Origin of the sequence: Cyclobacterium sp. SYSU L10401 (assembly GCF_010993705.1) — a bacterium.
In the GTDB taxonomy this organism is placed as follows: domain Bacteria; phylum Bacteroidota; class Bacteroidia; order Cytophagales; family Cyclobacteriaceae; genus Cyclobacterium.
The window spans coordinates 109,806-136,007 of sequence record NZ_WOFO01000007.1; the positions used below are offsets into that span (position 1 = coordinate 109,806).

Annotated in this window: 24 protein-coding genes; 6 read left to right on the plus strand and 18 right to left on the minus strand. The window is 41.7% G+C overall.

The annotated features are described in order from the left end of the window. Nucleotides 1-18: 18 nt before the first annotated feature. From atpH to GL182_RS16570, 8 genes are all read right to left on the minus strand, one after another. Entirely contained in the window at nt 19-579 is a 561-nt protein-coding gene (gene atpH, locus GL182_RS16535; RefSeq protein ID WP_163380890.1) for an ATP synthase F1 subunit delta, read from the minus strand. Between the two features lie 10 nt (nt 580-589). After that, on the minus strand, nt 590-1,084 hold the full coding sequence (locus tag GL182_RS16540; protein WP_163380891.1) for a F0F1 ATP synthase subunit B: 495 nt from the start codon (nt 1,082-1,084) through the stop codon (nt 590-592). Between the two features lie 82 nt (nt 1,085-1,166). After that, nucleotides 1,167-1,424, minus strand: coding sequence for an ATP synthase F0 subunit C (gene atpE, locus GL182_RS16545; protein ID WP_010854327.1), 258 nt, complete (start codon nt 1,422-1,424; stop codon nt 1,167-1,169). A 42-nt stretch (nt 1,425-1,466) separates the two neighbouring features. Further along, the gene (gene atpB / locus GL182_RS16550; RefSeq protein WP_163380892.1) at nt 1,467-2,489 is read right to left on the minus strand and encodes a F0F1 ATP synthase subunit A; all 1,023 of its coding nucleotides are present in this window, start codon (nt 2,487-2,489) and stop codon (nt 1,467-1,469) included. 18 nt (nt 2,490-2,507) lie between these two features. Continuing rightward, a complete protein-coding gene (locus GL182_RS16555; protein ID WP_163380893.1) occupies nt 2,508-2,897 on the minus strand; it encodes a hypothetical protein in 390 nt (129 codons plus the stop codon). A 39-nt stretch (nt 2,898-2,936) separates the two neighbouring features. Further along, complete coding sequence (locus GL182_RS16560) at nt 2,937-3,170, minus strand: AtpZ/AtpI family protein (protein ID WP_163380894.1); 234 nt, start codon at nt 3,168-3,170, stop codon at nt 2,937-2,939. After that, nucleotides 3,136-3,555, minus strand: coding sequence for a polymer-forming cytoskeletal protein (locus GL182_RS16565; RefSeq protein ID WP_163380895.1), 420 nt, complete (start codon nt 3,553-3,555; stop codon nt 3,136-3,138). The genes GL182_RS16560 and GL182_RS16565 overlap by 35 nt, the downstream gene beginning before the upstream one ends. Nucleotides 3,556-3,557: 2 nt before the next feature. Then, entirely contained in the window at nt 3,558-4,436 is an 879-nt protein-coding gene (locus GL182_RS16570; protein WP_163380896.1) for a M23 family metallopeptidase, read from the minus strand. A gap of 110 nt (nt 4,437-4,546) precedes the next feature. On the opposite strand from GL182_RS16570, the gene GL182_RS16575 reads away from it, so the two are divergent. The 3 genes from GL182_RS16575 (at nt 4,547) to uvrC (ending at nt 11,365) form a co-directional block, all read left to right on the plus strand. Beyond that, entirely contained in the window at nt 4,547-7,186 is a 2,640-nt protein-coding gene (locus GL182_RS16575; protein ID WP_163380897.1) for a tetratricopeptide repeat protein, read from the plus strand. 8 nt (nt 7,187-7,194) lie between these two features. Beyond that, a complete protein-coding gene (locus GL182_RS16580; protein WP_205603671.1) occupies nt 7,195-9,507 on the plus strand; it encodes a penicillin-binding protein 1A in 2,313 nt (770 codons plus the stop codon). Nucleotides 9,508-9,571: 64 nt separating this feature from the next. Continuing rightward, the gene (gene uvrC / locus GL182_RS16585; RefSeq protein WP_163381038.1) at nt 9,572-11,365 is read left to right on the plus strand and encodes an excinuclease ABC subunit UvrC; all 1,794 of its coding nucleotides are present in this window, start codon (nt 9,572-9,574) and stop codon (nt 11,363-11,365) included. Between the two features lie 57 nt (nt 11,366-11,422). On the opposite strand, the gene gldN is transcribed toward uvrC, so the two are convergent. The 9 genes from gldN to GL182_RS16630 form a co-directional block, all read right to left on the minus strand. Then, a complete protein-coding gene (gldN, locus tag GL182_RS16590) occupies nt 11,423-12,244 on the minus strand; it encodes a gliding motility protein GldN (RefSeq protein ID WP_410265363.1) in 822 nt (273 codons plus the stop codon). A gap of 49 nt (nt 12,245-12,293) precedes the next feature. Beyond that, on the minus strand, nt 12,294-13,895 hold the full coding sequence (gldM, locus tag GL182_RS16595; RefSeq protein ID WP_163380899.1) for a gliding motility protein GldM: 1,602 nt from the start codon (nt 13,893-13,895) through the stop codon (nt 12,294-12,296). A gap of 53 nt (nt 13,896-13,948) precedes the next feature. Beyond that, nucleotides 13,949-14,752 (minus strand): gliding motility protein GldL, encoded by an 804-nt coding sequence (gldL, locus tag GL182_RS16600; protein WP_163380900.1) that lies wholly within the window; start codon nt 14,750-14,752, stop codon nt 13,949-13,951. Between the two features lie 71 nt (nt 14,753-14,823). Continuing rightward, the gene (gene gldK / locus GL182_RS16605; RefSeq protein ID WP_163380901.1) at nt 14,824-15,918 is read right to left on the minus strand and encodes a gliding motility lipoprotein GldK; all 1,095 of its coding nucleotides are present in this window, start codon (nt 15,916-15,918) and stop codon (nt 14,824-14,826) included. 114 nt (nt 15,919-16,032) lie between these two features. Next, nucleotides 16,033-17,007, minus strand: a complete 975-nt coding sequence (locus tag GL182_RS16610) for a type IX secretion system membrane protein PorP/SprF (protein WP_163380902.1) — start codon at nt 17,005-17,007, stop codon at nt 16,033-16,035. Nucleotides 17,008-17,084: 77 nt separating this feature from the next. Next, nucleotides 17,085-17,858, minus strand: coding sequence for a uroporphyrinogen-III synthase (locus tag GL182_RS16615; protein WP_163380903.1), 774 nt, complete (start codon nt 17,856-17,858; stop codon nt 17,085-17,087). 16 nt (nt 17,859-17,874) lie between these two features. Beyond that, entirely contained in the window at nt 17,875-18,990 is a 1,116-nt protein-coding gene (locus GL182_RS16620) for a DUF4271 domain-containing protein (protein ID WP_163380904.1), read from the minus strand. Further along, the gene (locus GL182_RS16625) at nt 18,990-20,672 is read right to left on the minus strand and encodes a BamA/TamA family outer membrane protein (protein WP_163380905.1); all 1,683 of its coding nucleotides are present in this window, start codon (nt 20,670-20,672) and stop codon (nt 18,990-18,992) included. The genes GL182_RS16620 and GL182_RS16625 overlap by 1 nt, the downstream gene beginning before the upstream one ends. 53 nt (nt 20,673-20,725) lie before the next feature. After that, nucleotides 20,726-21,634: an SMP-30/gluconolactonase/LRE family protein gene (locus tag GL182_RS16630; protein WP_410265359.1), complete on the minus strand. Its 909-nt coding sequence runs from the start codon at nt 21,632-21,634 to the stop codon at nt 20,726-20,728. A gap of 203 nt (nt 21,635-21,837) precedes the next feature. On the opposite strand from GL182_RS16630, the gene hemW reads away from it, so the two are divergent. Further along, nucleotides 21,838-22,962, plus strand: a complete 1,125-nt coding sequence (hemW, locus tag GL182_RS16635) for a radical SAM family heme chaperone HemW (protein WP_163380906.1) — start codon at nt 21,838-21,840, stop codon at nt 22,960-22,962. 22 nt (nt 22,963-22,984) lie between these two features. After that, on the plus strand, nt 22,985-23,299 hold the full coding sequence (locus GL182_RS16640) for a DUF721 domain-containing protein (RefSeq protein WP_163380907.1): 315 nt from the start codon (nt 22,985-22,987) through the stop codon (nt 23,297-23,299). 207 nt (nt 23,300-23,506) lie between these two features. Here the strand turns inward: GL182_RS16640 and GL182_RS16645 are convergent, their stop codons facing one another. Beyond that, nucleotides 23,507-24,958 carry an aldehyde dehydrogenase (NADP(+)) gene (locus GL182_RS16645; protein ID WP_163380908.1) on the minus strand — a complete coding sequence of 484 codons (1,452 nt, stop codon included), beginning with the start codon at nt 24,956-24,958 and terminating at the stop codon, nt 23,507-23,509. Between the two features lie 225 nt (nt 24,959-25,183). Here GL182_RS16645 and GL182_RS16650 point away from each other — a divergent pair, with 225 nt between their 5' ends. Continuing rightward, complete coding sequence (locus tag GL182_RS16650) at nt 25,184-25,693, plus strand: GNAT family N-acetyltransferase (protein ID WP_163380909.1); 510 nt, start codon at nt 25,184-25,186, stop codon at nt 25,691-25,693. Nucleotides 25,694-26,202 lie beyond the last annotated feature (509 nt).

Below are 26,202 nucleotides of genomic sequence, written 5' to 3' on the forward strand. Positions count from 1 at the left end.
TTTTTTACAGCTAAAATTCTAATATTTCTTTTCGTAGAGGTTCTGCGTAAATCCAAGGCGCAGCTGTTGCAGCTTGCTTTTGATGGATTCATCCAATTGCCGGTCCTCTATCCTCAGGATAAATCCACCGATCAATTTAGGATCTATTTTCTCTATCAATTCTACTTTATCTTTCCCGGAGACTTCCATTACAATATCTTTGAATGATTGCCGCAAAGCATCGTCCAATTGAATGGTGGCCACAATATCCGCTTTTTGGATCCCGTGGTGATCGTTATATAAGCGGTGAAAACCATTGGCCATTTCGGGTAATATGGATTCCCTGCCCTTTTTACTGATAAGATCAAAAAACTTTAAGCTAAGTGGAGATGCCTGCTTTCCTGCCAATGCTTTGATCACTTTAAGCTTTTGCTCTGAAGAGATCACTGGACTTTGAATGGCATTCAAAAAGTCGGGGTTTTGCTCAGTATATTGCAACATACTCAACATGTCTCCATGCACATGTTCAAGCTCATCATTCTCTACCGCCAGTTCCAGTAATGCTTTTGCGTAACGGGAGGCAACTCTATATGCAGACATTCGCTAGGGATTAATTTAATTTAATATCTTTCACAAAATCCTCCACCAATTTTTTCTGGGAGGCTTCACTGGACAGATTTTGTCTCAATAATTTCTCCGCAATCAGAAGAGATAACTCTGCCACCTGAATCTTTACATCTGTAAGGGCTGCCTGCTTCTCTGTTTCAATGACCGCTTTGGCTTCTTCTATCATTTTTGCTCCGGCTTTGGAAGCTTCTCCCTTGGCGTCTTCCATCAGTTTGGCTGCGTATTCATTGGCTGATTTGAGAATTTCATCCCGTTCAATTCGAGCTTCCTGCAGCAGTTTTTCGTTTTCTGCTACCAGATTCGCCATTTCCAACTTGGCCTTTTCGGCTTCACTCAGGGAAGCTTCTATGGCCCCATCCCTTTCTTCGAGCGCAGCAAGGATGGGCTTCCAGGCAAACTTTGCCAGAAGAAAAAACAAAATGGCAAAACCTAAAGTTTGCCAGATAATCAAACCTAAATCAGGACTAATCAGATCCATGGTATATGTTGTTTATGCTTAATATCAGGTTGTTCAATTATAAAGAATGGGCCGGCCTAATGCCGGCCCATTTTCCTTTACTTTAGAAAGTAAGGTTGCCATTAAGTGCAATGAGCAGACATACTACTACTGCAAACAAGGAAACCACTTCAATAAGGGCAGCGATGATCAACATTGCGGTCTGGATCTTTCCAGCAGCCTCAGGCTGACGTGCAATGCCTTCCATGGCTTGTCCACCGATTCTACCAATACCCAGACCTGCGCCTATCGCTACAATTCCGGCACCGATACCAGCACCCATAAGTGCAAAACCGGCAGTCAATAATAGTGAAGTTAACATACTCGTTTTTTATTTAATTAAATTGAACAAAGAAATTTCTAATCAATGCTCATGTCCATGGTCAGCTACTGCTGCTCCAATATACATGGCGGAAAACAAGGTGAATACATACGCCTGTATGGTCGCTACCAGCAGTTCAATTACATTGATAAATACCACCATCAAGGTAGAAGCAACACCTACTGCATATGATTCAAATACAAAGATCAAGCCTATAAAGCTCAATATCACAATATGACCCGCTGTAATGGCTACGAAAAGCCGGACAGTAAGGGCAAAGGGTTTGGTAAACAAACCAATAATTTCTACGGGAACTATGATGAGCAACAAAGGTAGTGGTACACCCGGAGTGGCTACCACGTGTTTCCAATAAGCTTTATTGCCATTAAAATTGGTCACAAAAAAGGTAATCATTGCCAGGGTGACAGTTACGGCAATATTTCCGGTAAGGTTAGCGGCTCCTGGTAGAAGCCCCAGAAGGTTACCTATCCAGATAAAAAAGAAAAGTGATAAAAGGTATGGTGTAAATTTCTTGTAACGGGGACCTATATTGGGCAGGGCTATTTCATCCCTCACAAATACCACAATTGGCTCTACAAAGGATGCGATACCCCTGGGAGCCCTGTTGGGATGTTTCTTGTAGAAGCTGGAAGCCGAAAGCATCAGGTAGAGGGTCACGATCAACACCAGAAACAACATGGCTACATTCTTGGTGATACTTAAATCCAGGAAAGACCTGCTTTCATCTACAGCCTGCAATTTATCATGCTCATCTATGTAATACCCATTGTATTCCACGCCAAAATGATGAGTATCCGGATCTACAAATGAGGAGGAGGAGTAAAATTCAACCCCCCTGTCAGAAGAATAGATAATGACGGGCAATGCCAGGGTGATGTGAGAATGCCCTACAGTAGCAAAATGCCATTCATGTGAATCCTTAATGTGGTGCATGATGAAACTTGTCTTGTCTTCATCGTCACCTGATGCTGCCAATGCCACACCTGAAAATGTCAGTAAAACTACTGACAATAAGAAACTTAACCTGATTATTTTGCTGAACATCAAAATACTTTTTATCACCTATTTCGAATGAAGGCGCAAATTAGTTATTAAGCCGTAGATATCAAACAATAAGTACAACAAATAAATGATAAAGAAATCAACAACAAACCAAAGTAAATTTTCATCACCTCCCCATAAAATCAAAAAAACAAAGCCAATACTACAAACCAATCTGATGACGGTGACTCCCAAAATGACAGATACCGCATTAAACATTTCTAATGTCATCAGCTTTACGGCCAACAACCCTAATATCCCCGTCAGGATCGTAAAAAAAAACAGCATGGCCCAAATTTGTTCATGCCACCAGGGACCCGGAAAAACGGCTTCCAATGCACCCGTTAAAAGGAATAATGCGAGGGAAAACCAAAACAATTTAACCATCAACTCAGGAACAGGAAGCTTCACTATCGGGTTTTATTTAATAAACATGCTGGTAAAATCAATTCATTTTTCCTCATCGGACTGCAAAGATTTGAAAAGTTGGTAAAATGCAATCGCTATTGATAAAAAACACCCTATCAACAAATAAAGCGGGAAACTCATCCCGCTTTTCAAATGAAGTCGGTATCCCAAATAGGTGCCTAGTCCAATGATGGCACACATTTGAAATGCCAAACCAAAATATTTGACATAAACAGGTGGCTCAGTTTGAGGAGATTTGTTTTTTGGGGTTCGCATGATCCCGGTCCAATTTTAACTGGTTATTATTTCCCATGTTACACTTACCGTTAAATTCTGCCCCATTTTCAATGATCAGCTTTTTGGTAAAAATGTCTCCAAAAATAAGCGCAGACTTTTTAAGAAAGAGGGACTCTTCGCAGTGAATGTTTCCATTCACTTGTCCTGATATTTCTACATCCGCAGCTTTTACATCTCCGTTTACCTTTGCAGATTCTCCTATGATTATCTTTTGCTGGGAATCAAGTGAACCTTCTACGGTGCCTTCTACCCGGATATTCCCCTGAGAACCTATATTTCCAACGATAACTGTTCCTACTGCCACCAGATTGCTGGAGGTCACCAATTCATTGGTATTTCTTCTGTCATCAGAATTTTTTGCCATATCTAGTCAAATGTTATAAACTCTTGCGGGTCAAGCGGATTACCCCTGTACCACAATTCCAGGTGCAGGTGCTGCCCCGTGGTCTGCTCTCCGGTGTTTCCGATAATGGATAATATCTCCCCTCCCCGGATGGGATCCCCAACGGATTTCAATATTACAGAATTATGTTTGTAAATCGAAATCAATTCGTTCGAATGCTGCACACCAACTACATAGCCGGTCTCAAGTGTCCAATTTGCAAGAATGACCGTACCGTCTGCAATGGCCTTTACCGGCTCGTCCTCGGCTGCGACCACATCCACACCAAAATGGTTTTCGGAAGATGAGTAACTGCTGGTGACCACCCCCTTTACCGGGGGGAAAAAATAATTGTCCGTGAAGGAGCCACTGGTAATCCTTCCAAAATTTACTTCTTCAAGGGGTAGGGACTCAAATTCACTGACAATCTTCTGCGTAGCCTCACTACTTTTGAAAAGGTCAATTTCACTTCTTTTTACTTGTTCTCGTTCCGGATTTTCTTCAGCAGATGACGTTTCCACCTGATCCATCTCATCTTCTCCGGAGATCACCATTTGTATGTTTTTTACATATTGGTCCTTGGCTTCTACTTCCAGAATCAGGGAGTCTATAGTCTCGGATAAAGTATGAATCTTGACCATATTTTCTGTTTCAATGTATACCGGGTCAAACCACCTGGCCAATAGGGATTTTGACAGAAACAGGGCAGCAACAAAACAGGCCATAAAAACCAGCACGATTAACAAACCTACCCTGATCTTGGTGATATTGAACGAAGTGATTACTGAAAAGTCTTCCTCCTTTCTGATTACAATCAGAAATTTGGTCTCAATCCAATCATTTATTTTCTGTTTTAAGCTCAAAGTACTCCCATTTTAAATTTATTTGTTTTACAAAAATAGAATTTAATTCCTTTCGTTTAAGTTTTTGTTACAAAAGAACTAATTTGGACAAGATTTCAAATTCCAAAACATTGCAAAAAAGTATCCTGTTTTTTCTGTTTTCAACTCTTTTACTGCTGAGTCTCACTGCCTGCTCCTCACAAAAAGACTCTTTTACCAATCGCCTGTATCACAATACAACGGCCAGGTTCAACGCCTATTATTATGCCAATGAAAAAATATTGGAACTGGAGGATAAAATAAGGGAAGACCATCAGGAGGATTACTCGCAAGTTTTACCTGTATTTTACCCTGTAGATAGCAGCACCATAGAAGCCAATGAAGCGCTCCTGAAGGAAGCCAGGGAAATGGCATCCAAAGCAATAGACTGGCACAAAATAAGCAAATGGGTGGATCCGTCCTATTTCCTTATCGGTAAGGCAGATTACTACAAGGGTCAGTTTGAAGAGGCTCAAAATACCTTTAAATACCTGAACGTAAACAGTGGGCAGGATGAAGTCCGACACCAGGCCCTGATTCAATTGCTGAAGAGCTTTATAGACCTTGACCAGTTTGAAGATGCAAATTTCGTCATAGATTACCTTTCCAAGGAAACCAGCATTTCTAAGGAAAACAAAAATTTTCTTTACAAAACCCTGGCCTACTACTACGAAAAGCGGGGAGAGACAGACATGATTGTCCCCTCCTTATTTAAGGCATTGGAGTTTACCAATGACAAAGCGGAAATTTCACGAATGCATTTTATGCTTGGTCAAATGTATCAAAATGCGGGATTGGATGCTTTTGCCTATGAATACTATCAAAAAGCCCTGACCGGTAGTCCTAATTATGAAAGGACATTCTTTGCGCAATTGTATTCTCAGCAGGTAGCTGAGCTGGAAAAGAGCAAAGACCTGAAAAGGGTCAGGGATTACTATGATGAACTTTACAAAGACAATAAAAACATCGATTTCAGGGATGTTATTCTATTTGAAAAAGGGCGGTTTGAGAAAAAACAGGGGAATCTGGAAGATGCCATCCGGCTGTATACCCTGGCGGCAAAGGAGCCGGGAGAAAATGAAAGGCAAAAAGGCTATATCTATCAGGAATTATCAGAGATATACCTGAACGAAAAAGAAGATTTCCTCAAAACCAAATACTACCTGGACAGTGCCTTATCAAAATTTAAGGAAACCGACCGCAATTATTCCAATCTGGCTTCCAAAAAAGAAGTATTTGATCAGTATGCAAAAAATTATGAATTGCTGACAACAAATGACAGCCTGATCAGGCTGAGTCAGCTGAGCCCGGAGGAACAGGAAAAATATGTATCAGGTTACCTGGCAAAGGAGGAAGAAAGGTTGATTCTGGAAGCAGAATTGGCCAGTGAAAAGGAAAATACAAGTCTGTTTGAAAACTTGCTGGCTTTTGGTGGAACGGGTGGCAGCGCAGCCTCTACCTTTTATTGGGATAATCCTACAGCTATCCAACGGGGAGCTCTGGAATTTTCCAGGGTATGGGGAAGCCGTCCCTTATCCGATAATTGGAGGAGAAGTAGCAGAAGTTTCCAGGATGATGAATCTGTAGAATCTTTCAGCTCACCCATATCAGCAACGGAAGAAATACAGGATGTCTCCCTGGATTCTTCATCAATCAGCACACTTCCTGACAAAGCCAGTTTATTGAGTCAGATTCCCAATGAGCCGGAAACCAGAGAAATGATGGAGGATGAAATGGAAGATGCCTATTTCAACCTAGGGAAAATATTGTATTTTGACCTCAAGCAACCCGATAAATCCATAGGATACCTGGAAAGTCTGATTCAAAAATTTCCGGATACACCAAAAAAACCTGAGGCTTACTATACCCTTTACCTGGCATCAGCAGAAATTAATGCCAATCCGGATAAATATTTTCAATTACTTAATGTAGAATTTCCAAATTCTCAATTTACCAAATCCATCAACAACCCGGATCAGGTATCCGGTTCACAGGCCAATTTTGAATCCGGGGAAAATTACAAGGTGGCTTATGTTTACTTTCAAAACCGGGAATATACCTCTGCAAGAGAGATCGTCCGGGAAACCCTGAACAAATATCCTTTAACCAAAAACACGGACCGGTTATTGCTATTGGATATCATGATTTCCGGAAAATTGGAAACGCTGGATACCTACAAAGAGCGGCTCCAGGGATACCTTCAACAGGCCAAAGACGAAAAACTGCTTGCCTTTGCCGAAGACCTATTGAAAGCCGTGAGCGGAGAAGAAGAAAATGTCATGGAAACCGATCCTGATGAAAGCCAGGACGAGGCCATGGCTGCGGAAACAGAAGAAGAGGATCCGGCAGGTACCCCATCTGAATCGCCATACAAAGATAATAAAGGCCAAACTCATATATTCATTTTGCCCATGGACAAAGAATTGGCTGATAATGCAGGAGACCTAACTGCAGCACTGGAAAATTTTCATGATGAAAATTTTCCGAACGAAAGGTTGCGAACAGGGACCATTGCCATCAGCAAAGAGACAAGTATACTTATCATTAGCCCCTTTCCAAATGCGGATAGATCCATAAAATATAAAGAATCCTTTTTAAATAGTTTTAACAAGGATTCATTACCTGAAGAAATAAAAAATAGTAGTTTTGTGATTTCTATTGAAAACTTTCAACAACTCAATAAAAGAAAAAACATAGATGAATACCGTTCATTTTATGAAAATAATTATTGATAATCAACATGAGTAAAAACATAAAAAATAGTTCCAATCCCTTGTATCAGAAAATCATCAAATACATGTGGATTGTCTTTGGGGTGGGACTAATTAGCTTTGTGATTTTTATATTGGCAGTTAATGCCAATTTTCTGGGGCTGTTTGGAGAAATGCCTGAATTTGAATCACTGGAAAATCCCCAAAGTGAATTGGCTTCCGAGCTGTATTCAGCTGATGGAATCTTACTGGGCAAATATTTTCGTGAAAACAGGTCCCCGGTCACCTACAATGAACTGTCTCCCAACCTGATCAATGCCTTGATTGCAACAGAGGATGTCCGATTTGAAGACCATTCCGGCATAGACCCAAGGGGTCTATCGCGGGTATTGGTAAAAACCCTTCTACTGGGCCAGAGTGGGGCCGGAGGAGGCAGTACACTCAGCCAGCAAACAGCCAAAAATTTATTCAAAACCAGAACCCAGGCTTCGCAGGGGCTTTTGAGTAATGTACCTATACTGAGAATGGTGATTATCAAAACCAAAGAATGGATCGTAGCTGCAAAACTGGAAAGATCCTATACCAAGGAGGAATTGCTTACCATGTACCTGAACACCTCTGACTTTGGCAGCAATGCTTTCGGAATTAAAACTGCAGCGAGTACATTTTTTAATAAAGAACCAAGAAACCTGAACTTGCAGGAGTCTGCTACCCTGGTAGGTTTATTCAAAGCTCCTTCCTACTACAGCCCTGTCTACAATCCTGAAAATTCAACCCGTCGTAGAAACACCGTTCTTTCTCAGATGAATAAATACGGTTACATCTCACAAACGCAATACGATAGCATCTCCCAACTTCCCATGGAATTGGAATACAATGTTGAAAGCCACAATCAAGGGCTTGCCACCTATTTCCGGGAAGTAGTGAAGGCAGATTTGATTCAGTGGACAAAAGAAAACCTACAGCCGGATGGAAGCAATTACGACCTGTTTGGGGATGGCCTACGGGTTTACACTACCATCGACAGCCGCCTTCAGAAATATGCGGAAGAAGCAGTGGGGGAACACATGCCCGAGCTGCAGCAGAAATTCAGGGAGGAAATGGGTAACAGGGAACCATGGATCGATAGCCAGGGCAGACCCATAGCAGGTTTTATTGAAAATGCAGTCAAAAGAACGGATGCCTATAAAAACCTTAAATCAAGATACGGTGATGACCAGGACAGCATTGATTACAAGCTGAACCAGAAGAAAAAAATGAAAATATTCTCCTATGAAAATGGAGAAATCGACACCATGATGAGCACCATGGATTCCCTGCGTTATTACAAGAAATTTCTTCAGACAGGTTTTGTCTCCATGGATCCACACTCGGGTCACATCAAAGCCTGGGTGGGAGGAACCAACCACAAACATTTCAAATATGACCACGTCAAGCAGGGAAAAAGGCAACCTGGATCAACCTTCAAACCCTTTGTCTATGCTGCAGCCATAGAAAATGGTTACAGTCCTTGCTATACTGTCGTCGACCAACCGGTAGAAATTAATATCCCCGATCAGCCTACCTGGAGACCAAATAATGCCGATGGTAAATTTACCTACGAGCGGATGACCATCAGGTCAGCGATGTCTCAATCTGTCAATTCAGTTACCGCCTACATGATGAAGAAACTAAGTCCGGCAGTGGTGGTAGAAACAGCTCATCGGATAGGTATTAACAGTGAACTGGAAGCCGTTCCTGCTTTGGCGCTGGGTACAGTGGATGTGTCTATCATGGAAATGGTAGGTTCCTTCAGTACATTTGTCAACAGAGGAGAGCATATAACCCCTATCTATATCGATAGAATCGAGGACAAGAATGGCAATGTATTGCATCAGTTTATCCCAAGAAAGCGCCCTGCCATGAGTGAGGAGCATGCCTATATCATGTTATACATGCTACGGGGCGGTACTGAAGAAGAAGGAGGAACAAGTCAGGGATTACCCAGAAATATCAGGGATGAAGGAAATGAAATTGGCGGAAAGACAGGTACTACCCAGAACGCCTCTGATGGCTGGTACATGGGTGTTACCAAAGACCTGGTAAGTGGTGTTTGGGTCGGTGGGGATGACCGCGCCATACATTTTAGAAGCTGGATCAATGGACAAGGCTCAAGAACTGCCAGACCCATATGGGCCAAATTCATGACCAAGGTTTACGAAGACCCATCCCTGGGCATAACAAAAGGGCCTTTTCCAAAGCCTGAAAGGCCCCTAAGTGTAGAAATTGACTGCTCCAAATATGATTTGGAGCAGGATAGTTACCAGGACTTTGACTATGATGCTACCAGTACGGATTTTTAACTTTATTTCATGGAAAAAGGATTTCCTGAAAGTCGACCAATAATTTCTTTCCTTTATGGACGACATGCATTCCCCATCCTACCTTCCCAGGGAATACCATCAACTCCCTGATCTTCCCGGGGTCTACAGGTATTACAACAAAGAAGGTATATTGATCTATGTAGGAAAGGCAAAAAATCTTAAAAAAAGGGTTGGAAGTTATTTCAATAAAAACGCGGGAATCAACCAGAAAACCCGCAGGATGGTAAGAGAAATCGAGAAAATAGAAATTACCATCGTCAATTCTGAATTTGATGCCTTATTGCTGGAAAACAACCTCATCAAAAAATCCCAGCCCAGGTACAATGTTTTGTTAAAAGATGATAAAACCTATCCCTATTTACTGCTTACCAATGAGTCTTTTCCCAGAATATATCCTACAAGAAGGGTAATCCCCTCCAAAGGAACCTATTTCGGACCCTTTGCCAGTGTAAAAGCCATGAACAATGTGCTGGATTTAATCCTATCCCTATTTACCATCAGGACTTGCAAACTGGACCTTTCGCTGGAAAAAATCAAAGCATCTAATTACAAAGTATGTCTCGAATATCACCTGGGAAATTGCAAGGGACCCTGTGAGGGTCTGCAGGATGAATCCAGTTATTTGAAGGACATAGAACAAGCCAGAAACATCCTGAAAGGTAACCTGAGCTTTGCTAAAAACTATTTTAAAGAATCCATGCAAGCTGCTGCAACCGCACTGGATTTTGAAAACGCACATTTATACAAAGAAAAATTCGACTTGCTTGAAAAATACCAGGCCAGATCCCTGGTGATCAACCCGAATGTAGATAGTTTGGATGTTTTTTCCATCGTCAGTGAGGAAAAATATGCTTTTGTCAATTACCTGCGCATAAAAAATGGGGCCATCACCCTCAGCAAAACCGTGGAACTGAAAAAGAAACTGGATGAACCTGATCAGGAGCTCCTGTTAACCGCTATCGTCCGGCTGAGGGACCAATTCCAAAGTGATGCCAAAGAAGTACTGGTAAATCTTGACTTTGAGGACAGCCCGGAAGGTTTACAATTGGTCCAACCAAAAATCGGAGATAAGAGAAAATTAATCGAATTAAGCCTGAAAAATGCCCTTTACTACAAGAAGGAAAAAGCCTTGTTGGCAGGAGAAACAAAAAATAAAAAGAACCGGGTATTGCTTCAACTCCAGAAAGACCTTTCATTGGGAGAGCTCCCCTACCACATAGAATGCTTCGACAATTCCAATATTCAGGGAAGCAATCCCGTGGCCAGTATGGTATGTTTTAAAGATGGAAAACCTAGTAAAAAAGAATACAGACACTATCACATCAAAACGGTATCAGGCCCCAATGATTTTGCCAGCATGGAAGAAGTAGTACTCAGAAGATATAAAAGAATACTTCAGGAAGGTCAATCACTTCCAAACCTCATCGTCATAGATGGTGGAAAAGGGCAATTATCTTCAGCTGTGGCAGCCCTGAAAACCCTGGACATCTATAAAAAAGTACCCATTATAGGGATTGCCAAACGCCTGGAAGAAATCTATTTTCCCGGAGATCAATATCCCGTCTTTGTAGATAAAAAATCAGAATCCCTGAGATTGATCCAGCGCATCAGAGACGAGGCGCATCGCTTTGCCATTACATTTCATCGAAACCTGAGGAGTAAAGGGGCGTTGGGAACACAATTGACCACCATAGAAGGCATAGGAGAGCACACAGCCCATAAACTCCTGAGTCGCTTCAAGTCCTTTAAGAATATACAGAAAGCCACACTAGAAGAACTATCTGGCGAAATTGGAAAAGATAAAGCCAGTAAAATTTACAAGGAGCTTCACCCATAAAAAAAGCAGTTCTAAACAGAACTGCTTTCTACTATTCCTGAAGAATTATTTTTTCTATTACCATTCCCAAAGGTTGTTTTCCCATTCAAGCAATTCATATTCGAAATCAAGAGAATTCAAATAAGCCTGAAGCTGGGCATTGGGATTATCCGGATCGATCATATCCACGATGAGTGCATTGTCCGGATTGGTATATTTCCTTACCACAGACCTGAACAAACGCAGGTCAAAGGCCTGACTGTATGGCAAGTGTTTGGAAGTATTTTGGAAGTTCAGCCACTGTCCTTTTTCCACATCATTAAAATAATTATAGAAATCCTTGAACCGGATAAAGGCAATGGATTTTTGTCCCACATTGGCATTGGTCTCGGAAGGCATTACCAATTCCAGGTATTTTACATCAAATTTAATTTCTGACCTGTGCTTGTCAAAAACAAAATCTTCCTTGAAATCCAGATAGTAAATGTCTTTTACAAATACACTGTCTCCATTCTCTGCCGTTAGAAAATTGGTTTGGAATTCGCTGATGGATAGGGGTTGGGTAAATTCTTCATCTGCATATATTTCAAAAGCATTTTCATTGACAATGGCATCATAGATATTCATCATGATACCATCAGATTTAAGTCCACCTGTCCCATATAAGGGGAGGTTAAATTTTTCCCGCAAATCTATTCTTCTCCAGACCCCCACCTGATACATCTTATCCACTTCCCGAATGGGAAGTACGGAATAAACGGTATCAACATCAAAATCTGAGTCCCCAACTTGCTCACTGGGGTTTTGAGTATTCGTGTTTTGTGAAAACCCGGGTACTGCCAAAAAAACACCTGCTACAAAAAGTAGCAAAAGCTCCCGACTTAATTTTCTTGTTTTCATCATGATTCCTTCAATTTAGTATGTCTATAACGTCCCCGGATAAAGTATATTATCTGATAGAGATGGGATAGACTTCATTTACAGTGCTTTTAATTTGATTTCCCCTAAAATTGGTTCTGGTAACTTCACGTGCTATTACCACAAGTTTATCTCCACTTTGGGCTTGTGCCAGCAAATTTCTGACAGCAACGTTCTGCCCTGTGATGTTTACACTTTCCCGCGGCACATCATTTCTTACCAGTCGAACCTCCCCACCTGTAACTTCAAATTTGGCATCTCTTGGCATGGTCCTACCAAAAGTAGGTTCCGGAATGGCCCTGATCTGGAGATTGGTCAGACTACTTGCCGTAACGGGATTTTGCAAATCAATCTGGGTATCGCCACTAAAAGGCCTGATGGTGGGCGCCGGTACAGGTTTGATGTCATAATCAACTGATCCAATTCTGTTTCCCCCACTGGAAACGCCAATATTTACTTTTCCTGAGGCCCCAGGTATAATGGTAACGTCCGAAGGTCTGGAACCTTTAATCGCCTGACCACCGGAAACGGAAAACTCTGGGGAATAGGCATTACCTAAAGCGGGTACTTCAATGACCAGGTCATTGGCACATTCTGCATACAATTGATTGACTACTTCAGAACTTACTTTAATGACCGGCTGAGCCACAAAATACTCATAATCAATATTAAACACACTATCCTCACCTCCTATGGGCACCACGATTTCTCCCCTCAGGGTTCTTGGTGCAAGGCCACGATCATCATAATTAGATGCCGGAGCCACAGGAAACTCAATTTGACCAAAACCATCAGATACAGGTATTTCCCTGCCATCTGCGGTCATTTTTAGCTCGGTAGAAGAGGAGGAAGAGGCTAGAAACATTTCTGCCTCAAAAGTGGTACCCGCAGCTACTACGTTTGAATTGGCAGCAATTCTGGCTTTAAGGTTATCCGCCTCAAAAATAAACTCACCCAAAGAACTGGTAATGGCGCTCAATGCCTCACTTTCGATATTTAAAACTTCATTCTGGTGCTGACTAATGATGGCTAAAACCGCACCTATAGGAGATTTAACATAATTTAAATTGACATAATCTTTGTAATTTACATCCACATCATTTTTAAATAGATCAATTTCTTCAGCATCTTTGGCAATTTTTTCAAAAGATCGCTGAATGTCAAGATCTGCAAGTATTTGACTCAGCTCTTCAGGATACTGATTTAATTGTTCCTGCATCTCATACCCCAGCCGGTTATTATTAAAAATATTTCCCGGAATATCAACGTTTTTCAAAGCTGAAGTTTTGAAGTTTCCTTCATCATTGATGGCATTGGATTGCTCTATCAAGGTTGTTTTTGCTTCTTCCAGGTAATTGTAGAGCTCGGTACTTTTAGCCCGTATCTCTTCAGCCGCAGCTACTTTGGGCAAATCTACCGGATTATTCCCTTGCTGTTCTACTGTAGAAGAGATGATATTCACCGAAAACTGATTTTTCTGAATGTAATTCTTTGAAGTTCTTTCCAGACCATCGTTGATCAGTACAAATTTCTGAAGGATCTGGTTACTTACCTGAAGTGCCAACAGAGCCGTCAGTACCAGGTACATCATCCCGATCATCCGCTGTCTTGGTGTTTCTTTGCCACCCGCCATAAGCTAAATTATATTTAAATAGTACGAAATAATAAGAACTGATAAGTAACGATTTAACCTTTCATAGCTGAAAGCATGCCTCCATAAACCTTGTTCAGGGAATTGACATTCTGGTTAAGTTTCGCCAGTTCGGTTTTAAAAGTTTCTGTTTCTTTTCCGGCTTCTGAAATACCTTCCATCGCAGCCGTGACGTTGGAATAAAATTTACTGATTGTTTTTGCATGCATGTTGGAATCTTTCAATTCCTCTTCATACACATTATTTAAAGCCGACAAATTTCTGGTCACGTTTACAATTTGTTCTCTATAAGCCTTGGCATCGTCGGTTGCAGATGACATTTCAGCCAGCGCAGTCGCTGTTTTACTGTAAGAATCATTGATATCCACGAGGGATTTTGAAGCCTTCTTTACATTTTCAGCATACTCGTTGGTAGCAACAGTCGCATCTGTCAAAGTACCTAATTTTTCGGTAGTACTTGCCAGGTTCTGCATGCCTTTACCCAGGCTTTCAAGCAGCTCAGGACCTATTTTAGCCTTTTCCAGAAGCTGATCCATTTTTTGGGAAGTCTGGTCAGTACTTACTCTTGCAGTTTTTGCAGGGGCTGCTCCTGTATTGGCTCCACCCAGTTCGGGATATACTTTTGTCCAATCCAATTCCTCATTTTTAGGTTCAAAGGCCGATAAAAAGAAGATGAGTGCCTCGGTAGTCAAACCTACCCCAATCATTAAGGAAGCAAAGGGCCAATCCAAAATCTTAAACATGGCTCCCAGGATAACTACTGCTGCTCCGATGCCATAAATCTTAGGCATGATTGAACCATAAAACTTATAAGCGAAGGTGTTTTTCTCTGTTGACATAATTTTAAAAAAACTTTAAATTTGAATGGAATACTATTTACAATCGATCGAGTGATATTGATTAGGTGATTTTATCTTCTGCTTCTTTTGTTTGATTTCACTTCCATGCTGCCAGATCGTCCAATATAGGTCATGGCTGTACGGAAGCCAATGTGAGCAGTTTGGACATATTGGTACTCGTAATTCCTGGCACTGGTTTCTAAAAAGTGAGCCACATCCTTCCAGGATCCTCCCCTGACAACTTTTTTGGTCTCAGTGGTATCCTTAAATGTGGGGTTCATGTCCCAGATCAACGCATTGGCTGCTGGATTATAGGCATCTTCCACCCATTCGGAAACGTTTCCTGCCATGTTGTACAGCCCAAAGCCGTTGGGGGCAAAGGCATCAACCGGAGCGGTATAGGCGAATCCGTCATCAATGTAATTACCACGTCCTGGCTTAAAGTTAGCCATCAGGCATCCCCTCCTATTCTTAAGGTAAGGACCTCCCCAGGGATATTTTGCGATTTCCTTTCCTCCTTTGGCTGCATATTCCCATTCGGCCTCGAAAGGAAGCCTGAATTTGGGCATATCAAATTCTGATTCGTCATTGGCATTCATGTGGTAGGATTTCCATTCGCAGAATTGCTTGGCCTGGTCCCAGCTAATTCCAACAACAGGATAATCGTCGAAGGCCGGGTGGTCAAAATAATATTCCATTAAAGGATCTCCATAATGGTGGGTAAAACTGGTAGACCATACCGTAGTGTCCGGAAGCAACTCTTCCAATACAAACTCAGGTGCTTCTGCCTGGGTGGTAGGTGTCCCCAAGGCCAGATCGCCCATGCGAACGGCATCCAGAAATTGCCGGTACTTATTATTAGACACCTCGTATTTATCCATGAAAAACTCAGATATGGTGACCTGCTTATTCATGGATGACATGCTCAAGGCGATGTCTTCATCAGACTGTCCGAGCCAGAATGTTCCAGCTTTTACCGGGGCCATTTCAAATGGCAGGGCTTGTTGCCAACCGGAGCGTTTTGGCACGCCCGTTACTTCACCTCTTCTGTTCAGCTTTTCACTAGAAGTGCCTTTATTTCCAAAAAGGCCACAACCCTGAAGTAGTGTCATTATTACCAACCCCAAAATGAGGGAAAAAAAGCGCCGATTCATTTTTTTAAACATAAATGACATTAAATTAACTACATTCATTTTCAACCATTTAAACGAATAACCAATTCGAAATTTAACAGATTTTATCAGAAAAACACAAGGAATTTTTCAATAAAGTTTAATTCCTTAAAACCTAAATCTCGGCGTTCTCTGAATCACCCTCTCAATTTGTCTGGTTACCTGGGGTAAATTATAGGTTAACATGAACTCATGAGATGATGGAGATTTTGCTTCCAGTCCACCCACTACCAAATCAAATGCATAACCCAACCTTAGGGAATTATCTCTTAACAGACTATAGCCCAGCAACACCGATGCCGATTCCTCTCCTCTGTAAGCCAATCCCAAACTGATTTTATTATTGTACGAGCCTATAACGCTAAAGTCATAGGAAAAATTATTTAAGGATACTGATTTTACCAATATACTTGGTTCAACCGTAAATTGCGCAAAAGTGTTTATTCTGTAACCTGCTAAAAGGTAATTGTGATTTTCCAGTCTGTTGGCCAAATTCCCGTCTCCAAAATCAAAACCAGGTTCATTCAGATTCCTACTGCTCAAACCCAAATAAAAACTGCCCCGATCATATAACAAACCTACCGTAACGTTGGGATTGACCTGGTTTTCGTTTCCTCCGGAAGGAATATTGGGGTCGGGATTAACCGGAAGAAATTCATCATACCTAATGGTGCTGGAAAAAAAACCGCCGGCAGCACCCATACTCAATACACCTCTGCCCAAGGATAAGTGGTAGGCCAGAGATAAATTCACTTCCTGATTATTAAATGGCCCGATTTCATCATTGACCGCTACCAGTCCAAAACCTATCGGGATGTTTTTCATTCTACCAGAAGCTGACAGCAATTGCGTAGTGGGGGCCCCGCCTGCTCCGGTACTTGTGGTATAATCCAGCCATTGGCTTCGGTGCAAAGCAGATATGGAATATCCGGCATCTTTGCCGGCAAAGGCAGGGTTATAAAATAGACCATTATACATGTATTGGGTAAGCTGTGCATCTTGCTGGCTGATTGCTGCAGGAATGACCAACAGAAATGCAAGGCAAAAAAACACACAGGTTAACAGGTAGGTTTTAATGGTCATGTGTAAAAGACATTTTGCAATTGAAAATCTATTCTACACATTTAAACTGAATTTTCCTGAAAAAAGATTAAAAGAAATCAGATTTTATTCGCTTTTTTTATGTAAAGTTCCAATGCCCCTGTCATACTTGGCGCATTTGGAAGGGGAGCCTCTATGTCTAAAATCAATCCCTCTTCCTTTACTGCCTGTGAGGTAGTCGGACCAAAGGCAGCAATTCTGGTCTTGCCCTGCTCAAAGTCCGGAAAATTACTGAAAAGTGATTTTATGCCTGAAGGACTGTAAAACGCCAAAATATCATATTTGATGTCCTTCAAATCGGAAAGGTCTGCCGCTACTGTATGATAGATGATGGCCTCTGTAAAAGAAATGTTATTTTCACTCAGATAAGTTGGAATGTCATCCTTTCTGATATCCGAACAGGGAAATAAATATTTTTCAGATTTATGTTTTTTAAAGAAATCAAAAAGATCTGCTGCCGTGCGATTCCCAACAAACAACTTCCTTTTCCGGATGACAATATACTTTTGAAGATAATGTGCTGTTTGCTCAGAAATACAAAAGTATTTCATATCTGCCGGCATTTCAATCTTCAATTCCTGACAGATGCCAAAAAAGTGATCTATTGCATTTCTGCTGGTAAAAATAACAGCCGTGTGTTTTAATATTTCTATTTTCTGCTTTCTGAAATCTTTGATGGATACCGGCTCCACCTGAATGAATGGCCTGAAGTCAATTTTAATCTTGTACTTCTCAGCCAATTGAAAATAGGGTGACCGCTCATCAGATGGTTTTGGCTGAGACACCAAAATGCTTCTAACCCGGTTTAATCTGTCTTTTGTTGATTGCGTCATTTTATTTTTTTTTCCTTTACCCTAGGAGAAGTTTACAAATCACCAAAAAGGGGATCAATTCAGAGGTGCAAAGGTATGAAAATAAATGATAATTATTAAAACCATTTTTTTTGTACAACCAGATAGATAAGCCAATTATACCCAGCGTATATACTACCAGAAAAGAAATGAATAGCCCCCAAACATATGTTCCCCCTGAAAACAAATTGTTGGTATACAAAATTACTGTACCTCCAATCAGAACCAATAACCCAAAACCGCTTACTTTCAGCAAGTAAAAAAAGTGAGGAAGGGCAATTTTATCCAACTCAAACAGGTAGGTATTGATCCCTAACCAAATAAATTTTAAAAATGTAATCAGGGTCAGGCAAAGGGTACATGCCAACCAAATGAAAACCATCATTTGAACTTCATTCCCAAAGGATAGTCCAAAAAGATCGATTTCGAATAAGTGAATACCAAAAATAATCATCAATGCCATACCCATATTGATCAATATCAGATAAAACAACAGTTCTGCGGAGTAAATCTTGGAAAAACTTACAGATTCCCACAGGTCCTCAAAAGAAAATATGGCTATTGGATTCCAAAAAAGGCCGAAAATCGATGGAAACAATACCCTGAAAAGAGCCAGAAAAAATAGAATGGCCAGCACGATGATAAAGAAGAAATCCTTAAATTTATCTCTACTTCTTTTAGTATCAATCGCATCATTTTGAAGTCCTGGTGGACCGGCATCTGAATCAAAAAAACCCTTCCTTACCGAAAAATCCCTTGTTGCAATCCCCCTCTTAAAGGCCGATATCTTTAATTCCCCGGATTTTCCAATCCTTGATTCCAACTCCTGATTAGAAATAAAAAGCAGGGTATCCTCTTCCGCCAGCATCCATAACGCTTCTCCCATAAACAAGGCAGCACCTCCGGGAATCCTGATCCTCCACTCCGCAGTTGTAAATTTCCGGGTATCCACCCAAACAAATACCGCATCGTTTGGGGTAAACACAGTCCTTTCCTTTGAAAGTTTAATATCAGGATCATAATTAAACAAAACCTGGGAGAATGCTTTTTCCGGAAAAGCCAGCATACTTGAGATGCCAATAATCAACAATAAAAACTGATGCTTTCTTTTCATTAAAAACGTCCCGTAAAACCAAAATGAATCCTCGAATAATTAAAACCAAGTGGCTGGTCGGCGGCCTTACCCAAGGCATAGACAAAATTAAAAATCCCCCCGGCTGTTTCCAAACTTAATCCCCCGCCAAAAGAAAATGGCCAATCCCTGTCCTGCTGCCTTACCTCATCCTCCACCATACCAAAGTCTGTAAACAAAAGGAAATAAGAATAATTTCCGAAATAATACCTGGGCTCCAGGTTCATGTATACATAGCGATTGGAATAAAAAAAGTTTTCATTGAAGCCCCGAATGGATTGTAAGCCCCCTAAACGGAACAAATCATTCAGCAGGAGATTGGAATTATTTAATTCTCCCGCATGAAGGGATAATCTCGAACTAAAATTCTTCTCCCATTTGAAATAATAATCTAGCTTTCCCTGAAAATAATACTGAAGGGAATTTTTTTCTATATCCGCATAAAGCGCTGTTGCGATGCCCGTGTTTTCTTTTATAATTTTATTACCTATCCCAAATGTCAGGTTGCTTCTCCACCCCGATTTCGGAACAATCAAATCATCCACATGGGTGTATTGCAAAATCGCTCCATAACTATTGAATCTGAAATCCGCCACTTCAGGTAGGTTGGTGGCATCCTTATACCTGCTTACGCTGAGCAGGTCACCGGCCTGCCATTTACTGAAAAAACGAATATGGGTATGGGTCGCCATTTGGTAACCTACCCTGAAACTAAAGTCTCTATTCAAAAATGTAGTGTCCTCTTTCAACAATGAAAAGGCACCGCTAATATCTAGTCGGGATCCAAGTATGTAAGGTTCACTGGCTTCCAGGCGAAGATTTTGAGAATATTGCGTTAGCCTCTGCCAATTGAGCAGGTAATCCCTTCCCTTACCCGAAACATTGTAAAGCTGCAAATCAAACTGCCCTGTGACCAACCACTTGTTGGCTTCAATTTCATTGGGAAGCAACCCGATGACCCCATCAATGGCATTCATTCGTCGGTCATTGACCGGCAAATAAACGGTAGCCGCTTCATTTTGAAAAGACAACTCAGGACTACCTGCAAGGCTCACATAGGGCACATTATTGTCTAGTGCGTCCACAACCCGGTTTACTTTTTTTTGAGAAAAAGGCTCACCCGGAATAATACTGGTTTTTCTGGCCAAATACAGGGGTTGAGATTTGGAATTCCCTGTTACTTGCAAGGTATCAAAGGTAATCAGTGGGCCTTTATCCATAAATATCCCTGCTGTCACCTGTTCATTTTCAATGTCTATGCTATCTAATTTAACGGACATAAAGGGGAAACCATTGTTTTGGCCGGTTTCCAGGATCTCATCCATCAATCGCCGAACTTCACGGAACTGAAATGGACTGCCATCAGGAATGAAGTGCTTATCCTGTATGGCATTGGCTATCCAAGCCTCCAGGTTTCCTTGGCTTAATCGCACCCATTTATACTGTCTGCCGGCATCAAGGGACAAGAGTGCTTTTTTGTTAGCGCTAAACCGGAGTGTGCGCTTCAGGTTTAGGTATCCTTCCGCATGAAGTGAGTCAACCAGATGGGTAGAAAAATGGTGTATTCCCAGGCTATCGGCAAAATTAATTTCCCTGGTTCTTTTGACATCCTCCTGTTCGCTGTACAAATCCACAGTCAACACGTAATCCTGATCCTGCCCCATACAGTACCAGGAAATAAAAAAAAACTGCAAACAAAAAAGTGCTTGTAGCCCACTTACCAAACACCCCTTACCTTCATTGGAAAAGTATACACAGACCCCATGGCCGTAATGAACAAAGTTTTTCTGTCTCCTGCACCAAAACATACATTTGCCGTCCAATTTTCATCTACAGGAATATGCCCGATTTTGTCTCCTTTACTATTGAATATGGTCACCCCATCACCTGTCAGGTATACATTTCCCCTGTTATCCAGGGTCATACCATCTGAACCCATTTCTACGAATAAACGCCTGTTGGTCAGGTATCCATCCTCTTCTATATCGTACACATAGGTTTTATCAGCTCCTATATCAGCTACATACAGTTTTTTTCCATCCGGAGTCCCGACCAATCCATTGGGTTTAACCAGGTTTTCATCTACCCTGAAAAATTGTAGGCCGTCTTTACTCAGATAATACAAATGCTCTCCATCTTGCTGCATTTCAGGCTCTCTTTCCCAATAATCTCGTTTATACAAAGGGTCAGTCAGGTAAATCCCTCCCTTGGGATTGATCCACAAATCATTAGGTCCGTTAAGCTTTTCTCCTTTGAAATTCTCAATCAGTACCTCTGGATTACCTTCTTTGTCAAAAGACCACAATTCGTTTTCCATGTCTGCACAGGCGATCAAATCACCCTCCAGGTTAAAATAAAGGCCATTTGATCTTCCGGATTGCTCAGAAAAAACAGAAATCTCCCCGTTAGAAAATTTCCACTTATAGATTTTATTATTGGGTTGATCGGTAAAAAAGACGTTCCCCTCCCTGTCAACTGCCGGGCCTTCTGTAAAGCTATATCCTTCTCCTACCTTTTTCAAGCTGGCATTTTTGGGCACCAAACTTTTTTTAATATCCATTTGTGCCAAAGAAACCTGAGACATCAACAAAAAGACCATTATAAGTAGCGGTACTGTTTTGGGCATTATCATTTTCATTGAATTTTGGAAATGGTAGATCAATTTGATTCAAAATTAACTCAATTATCGCCAAATCCTAAAACCTCTCTCCAATTATCTTTAGCTTTGCATGGGAAGATGAAAGAAAATCAAGCATGTAAAACCAACAGCTTTCTCCGCTTTCCATCCCGACGGCTATTTCCCGGGATTCCATCTATCAATTAATCACCATGGCAGGTATATACATCCATATTCCTTTTTGTTTGCAGGCCTGTCATTATTGTGATTTTCATTTCAGTACCAACAGAAAGCATGCACCAGAAATGGTCAGCATGATCTGCCGGGAACTGAAACTCAGAAAGGATTATTTGCCGGAAGGAGAGGCCATTCACACCCTCTATTTCGGAGGAGGTACCCCCTCTCTTCTGACAGCAGACCAAATCCGGGAAATACATGATGCCATCCATACCCATTTTGATTGCCAGCTGCTGGAAACCACTTTAGAGGCCAATCCGGATGACCTGGAAGCTAAAAAATTAGATGCATGGCTCGCCCTTGGGATCGACCGGCTAAGTATTGGTATACAGAGTTTTGATGATGATGTTTTAAAATTCTACAACCGGTCGCATAACGCCAGGGAATCGCTGCTGGCTATTGATAAAGCCAGAAAGGCCGGGTTCAAATCCCTGTCGATGGATTTAATCTATGGATTCCCCTATAAGGATCACAGCATTTGGCAAGCAGACCTCGCACAAACCCTGGCATTGACTCCGGACCATATCAGCTCTTATTGCCTCACCATAGAGCCAAAGACAGCACTTGGGGTTTGGGAGAAAAAGGGGAAATTTCAAGCGGCCTCGGAAGATTTTCAGGCCGAGCAATTTGAAATCCTACAACAAAGCCTGGAAAAAGCAGGCTACCTACAATATGAAATCTCTAATTTTGCGAGAGACAAGGCCTTTTCCCTGCACAACAGCAATTATTGGAAGGGTGTGCCCTATTTGGGCATAGGCCCGGGAGCTCATTCATTTGACGGAGCGCACAGAGGATCTAATATAGCTCATAATACCCGCTATATCCGCTTGCTGGAAGAAAACAAACCGGCCTTTCGGCAGGAAACACTATCCGCTACTGAGCAAATCAATGAGTACCTGCTCACCTCATTGCGGACAATCTGGGGAATTGATCCAGCTTTCCTGTTGGAAAAATTTGGTTGGGACCTGCTAAAGGAAAAGAAAAAAGCCCTTTCTGACATGCAGCAGCAGGGTTTGATCCAAATGGAGTACCAGTCCATCAGCCTTAGCAATAAAGGAAAACTCTTGGCAGATTACCTGGCTGCAAAGTTATTTATCTAAAGAATCAACTTATCTTTATGGCATGAAGAATTATCCAAAAGGCAACCAGAGAACCAGTAATACCTCCCCACTAAAAGAGGTTTTTGAGGAGCTTTTGGAAGCCTACAAGCTGAAGGATAAATATTCAGAAAAAACCGTCATACAAGAGTGGGGATTGCTCATGGGGAAAACAGTGGCCTCCCGGACCCAAAGTCTTTCCATCAGAAAGAAAATCCTCTATGTCAAAATAAGTTCAGGACCCCTTAAAAAGGAAATGGCCATGAACAAATCCAAAATCCTCCTACTTATTGAGGAGAAATACGGAAAAGCTGTCGTGGAGGATTTGGTCTTGCTATAAAGAAAAGGAGCGGAATAATTTTTTCTTATCCCGCCCCGATTCACTTTTTTCTTTCCGTTGTTAACAACCTCTCTCCGCTGAAACACTCCTCCAGGCAAGCAAAATATCACTTAATCAGTGGCCAAGACATCAAATATTCATAGCTGATTTAGGAAAGTGTTCGCTTCCTTCCAGGATGAAAAACTCAAGGCTGCGCCGGGGTTGAGATTAGTAATTTACCCAAACCCCATCCACCTTTCGGAGTATGGCCATTGGGTTTCCTTCTTTTAAAGCTTCTGGTAACAGGCTATCCGGCATGTCCTGATAGGCTACTGGCCTGGCAAAACGTTTGATGGCGTAGGATCCCACAGAAGTGCTCCTGCTATCGGTGGTGGCAGGAAACGGCCCTCCATGCTGCATGGCATGCCCAACCTCTACTCCGGTGGGTACACCTTTAAACAAAAGTCTGCCACACTTTTCTTCTATCAGGTGTAGCAGGTCACCGCTGCTTTGCAGCTCCTCCTCCTCAGCCCAGATGGTACAGGTGAGCTGCCCTTTCAATTTTTCTGCCAAAGCATGCAGTTGATCCCGGTCCTCGTAAACTACCATGATGCCAAATGGACCAAAGACTTCTTCCTGGAAAGCCTCATCAGCCAGCCAATCTGAGGCCTTGATTTTGGCCAGGGCTACGTTTCCGGTGAGTACATCTGTTTCTTCCGAATGCAATAACCATTTCAATTTTTTTGATTGGGTCAAAGTCTCCAGTGCCTGGTAATAGGTATGACAGATTCCCTCATGGAGCATGGGAGCTCCGGCCACTTCCTTCAATTGGTCAACAACTGCAGCAGCAAAAGTTTCTTCCTGTGACCGGGGAACAAAAATAAGTCCGGGATTGGTGCAAAATTGCCCAACGCCCAAACTCAGGGAGGAGGCGTAAGCCGCCGCTGCAGCATCCATCCGATCAGCCAGGTAACCTTCCATTACAAATATGGGATTGACACTTCCCATCTCAGCAAAAACAGGGATTGGATTTTCTCTGGCATTGCAGGCATCAAAAAGTGCCTTCCCCCCTCTGTAGGACCCGGTAAAAGCCACCGCCTTCGCTAAAGGATGGGCAACCAGTTCCTGCCCTGTATCAATGCCGCCCTCTATATGGTGAAAGGTTCCTTTTGGCAATCCGCTGATCCGGACAGCATTTTTTATCGACTCGGCCACCATACGGGAAGTTTCCGGATGAGCAGGATGAGCCTTGTATAGAACAGGGCATCCTGCTGCCAGGGCAGAGACCGTATCTCCTCCTGCAGTAGAAAAAGCCAACGGAAAATTGCTTGCCCCAAATACCACCACGGGTCCCAGGGCTTTTAGCATTCTCCTGATGTCGGGCTTGGGTGCCGGTTTTCTATCAGGATCAGGGTGATCAATGGTGGCTTCCACCCAACTTCCTTCGGCCACCAAGGCTGAAAAAAGCCTGATCTGCCCCAGTGTCCTGCCCAGTTCGCCGGTAATCCTCCCTTCAGGAAGGTGGGACTCCCGGGCGGCTGTGGGTATCAAATCATCCCTGATCGCATCTATTTGTTTAGCCATTTCCTCAAGGAAACCGGCTATTTTGTCCTTATCTAATGTTTTTAAAATCAAGAATGCCTTTTGGGCATCCTGAAAATTGATTGCTATCTGACTCATGTTTTGTGGGGGTTTATTTTTAAAAAAAAGGATTTGTCATTTGGTCAAAAATCATCCTTTAATTGATTGGTCAAGTTAAATGATATTCGCCGTAGTCGCAAAAAATTATACCAGATTACCTGATTTCTTGCCGGCCATCAGCCATATACCTTAAAAATTCAAGGCTTCTTTTTTATATTTAAATCGTTTATTGCAACTGCGTATGTTTTTAAAATTACCTTTTCCATGCATTCCCTGAAATCATCTTGGCCAGAGATCCGTATCCTGAACCATTTTGAGCCAGGAGATATTGGTGGGATCATCGAACTCCACGGTAGGTTGTACCACGAAGATTACCGATTTGGATTAGGGTTTGAAAAATATGTGGCCCGTACCTTTGCTGATTTTGTATGCCATTTTCAGGAAGGAAAGGACCAAATCTGGATAGCCAAGGCGGGTGGCCAGATCAAAGGTTGCATTGCCCTGATAGACAGGGGTGAGAAAAGGGCCCAACTGCGGTATTTTATCACTACTCCGGACTACAGGGGCAGAGGCTTGGGTAAATTGCTTTTCGATCTTTTCATGCAACACATCGAAGAACATGAATACCAAACCATCTACCTTTGGACCACCGAAAACCTAAAGGCTGCCGCCAACATTTATTTAAATGTAGGGTTTCGCCTTGCCGAACAAAGGGAGTCGGACACTTTTGGCATTACTTTATTGGAGCAAAAATATGTGTGGAAAAAATACTGACAAAATAGGATACATTCCAGAAAAACACAGGACGAAATTGCCTATCGGCATTTTTCCCGAAGCCAAAAAGAATTGTCTTTGACGGCTAAGGACCACCTTACAAGTGAAAGGGTGAACCTTAGCCAAGGCATCCGAAAAATCATATATTACTGATAAAATATTAGTTGTTAAGCTGTTTTTTTAACAAACTATTATTCTTTAATTAACTTTTCTAAGGAATTTTATACCAGACATGTGAAATAAGATTAGCTTTTTATAAATTTTTACCAAATTATTTTTTTGGCTTGCCATTTTTATTTATAATTAGCTATCGTTAAAAAATGTTAAAAGTAAACGAACGATTTTAAAAGGTAAATGGCGATTTCAAACGGTATTTTCAGTTTAATTATTTGGACTTGTGCAATCGATTCCGCAAATGGTTCAAAATAAAACAAAAACCAGGTTATTTCTCTGAAAAACAACAACCATTCATTCATGATTTAACAAAAACCTAAAACCCAAAAAAACCT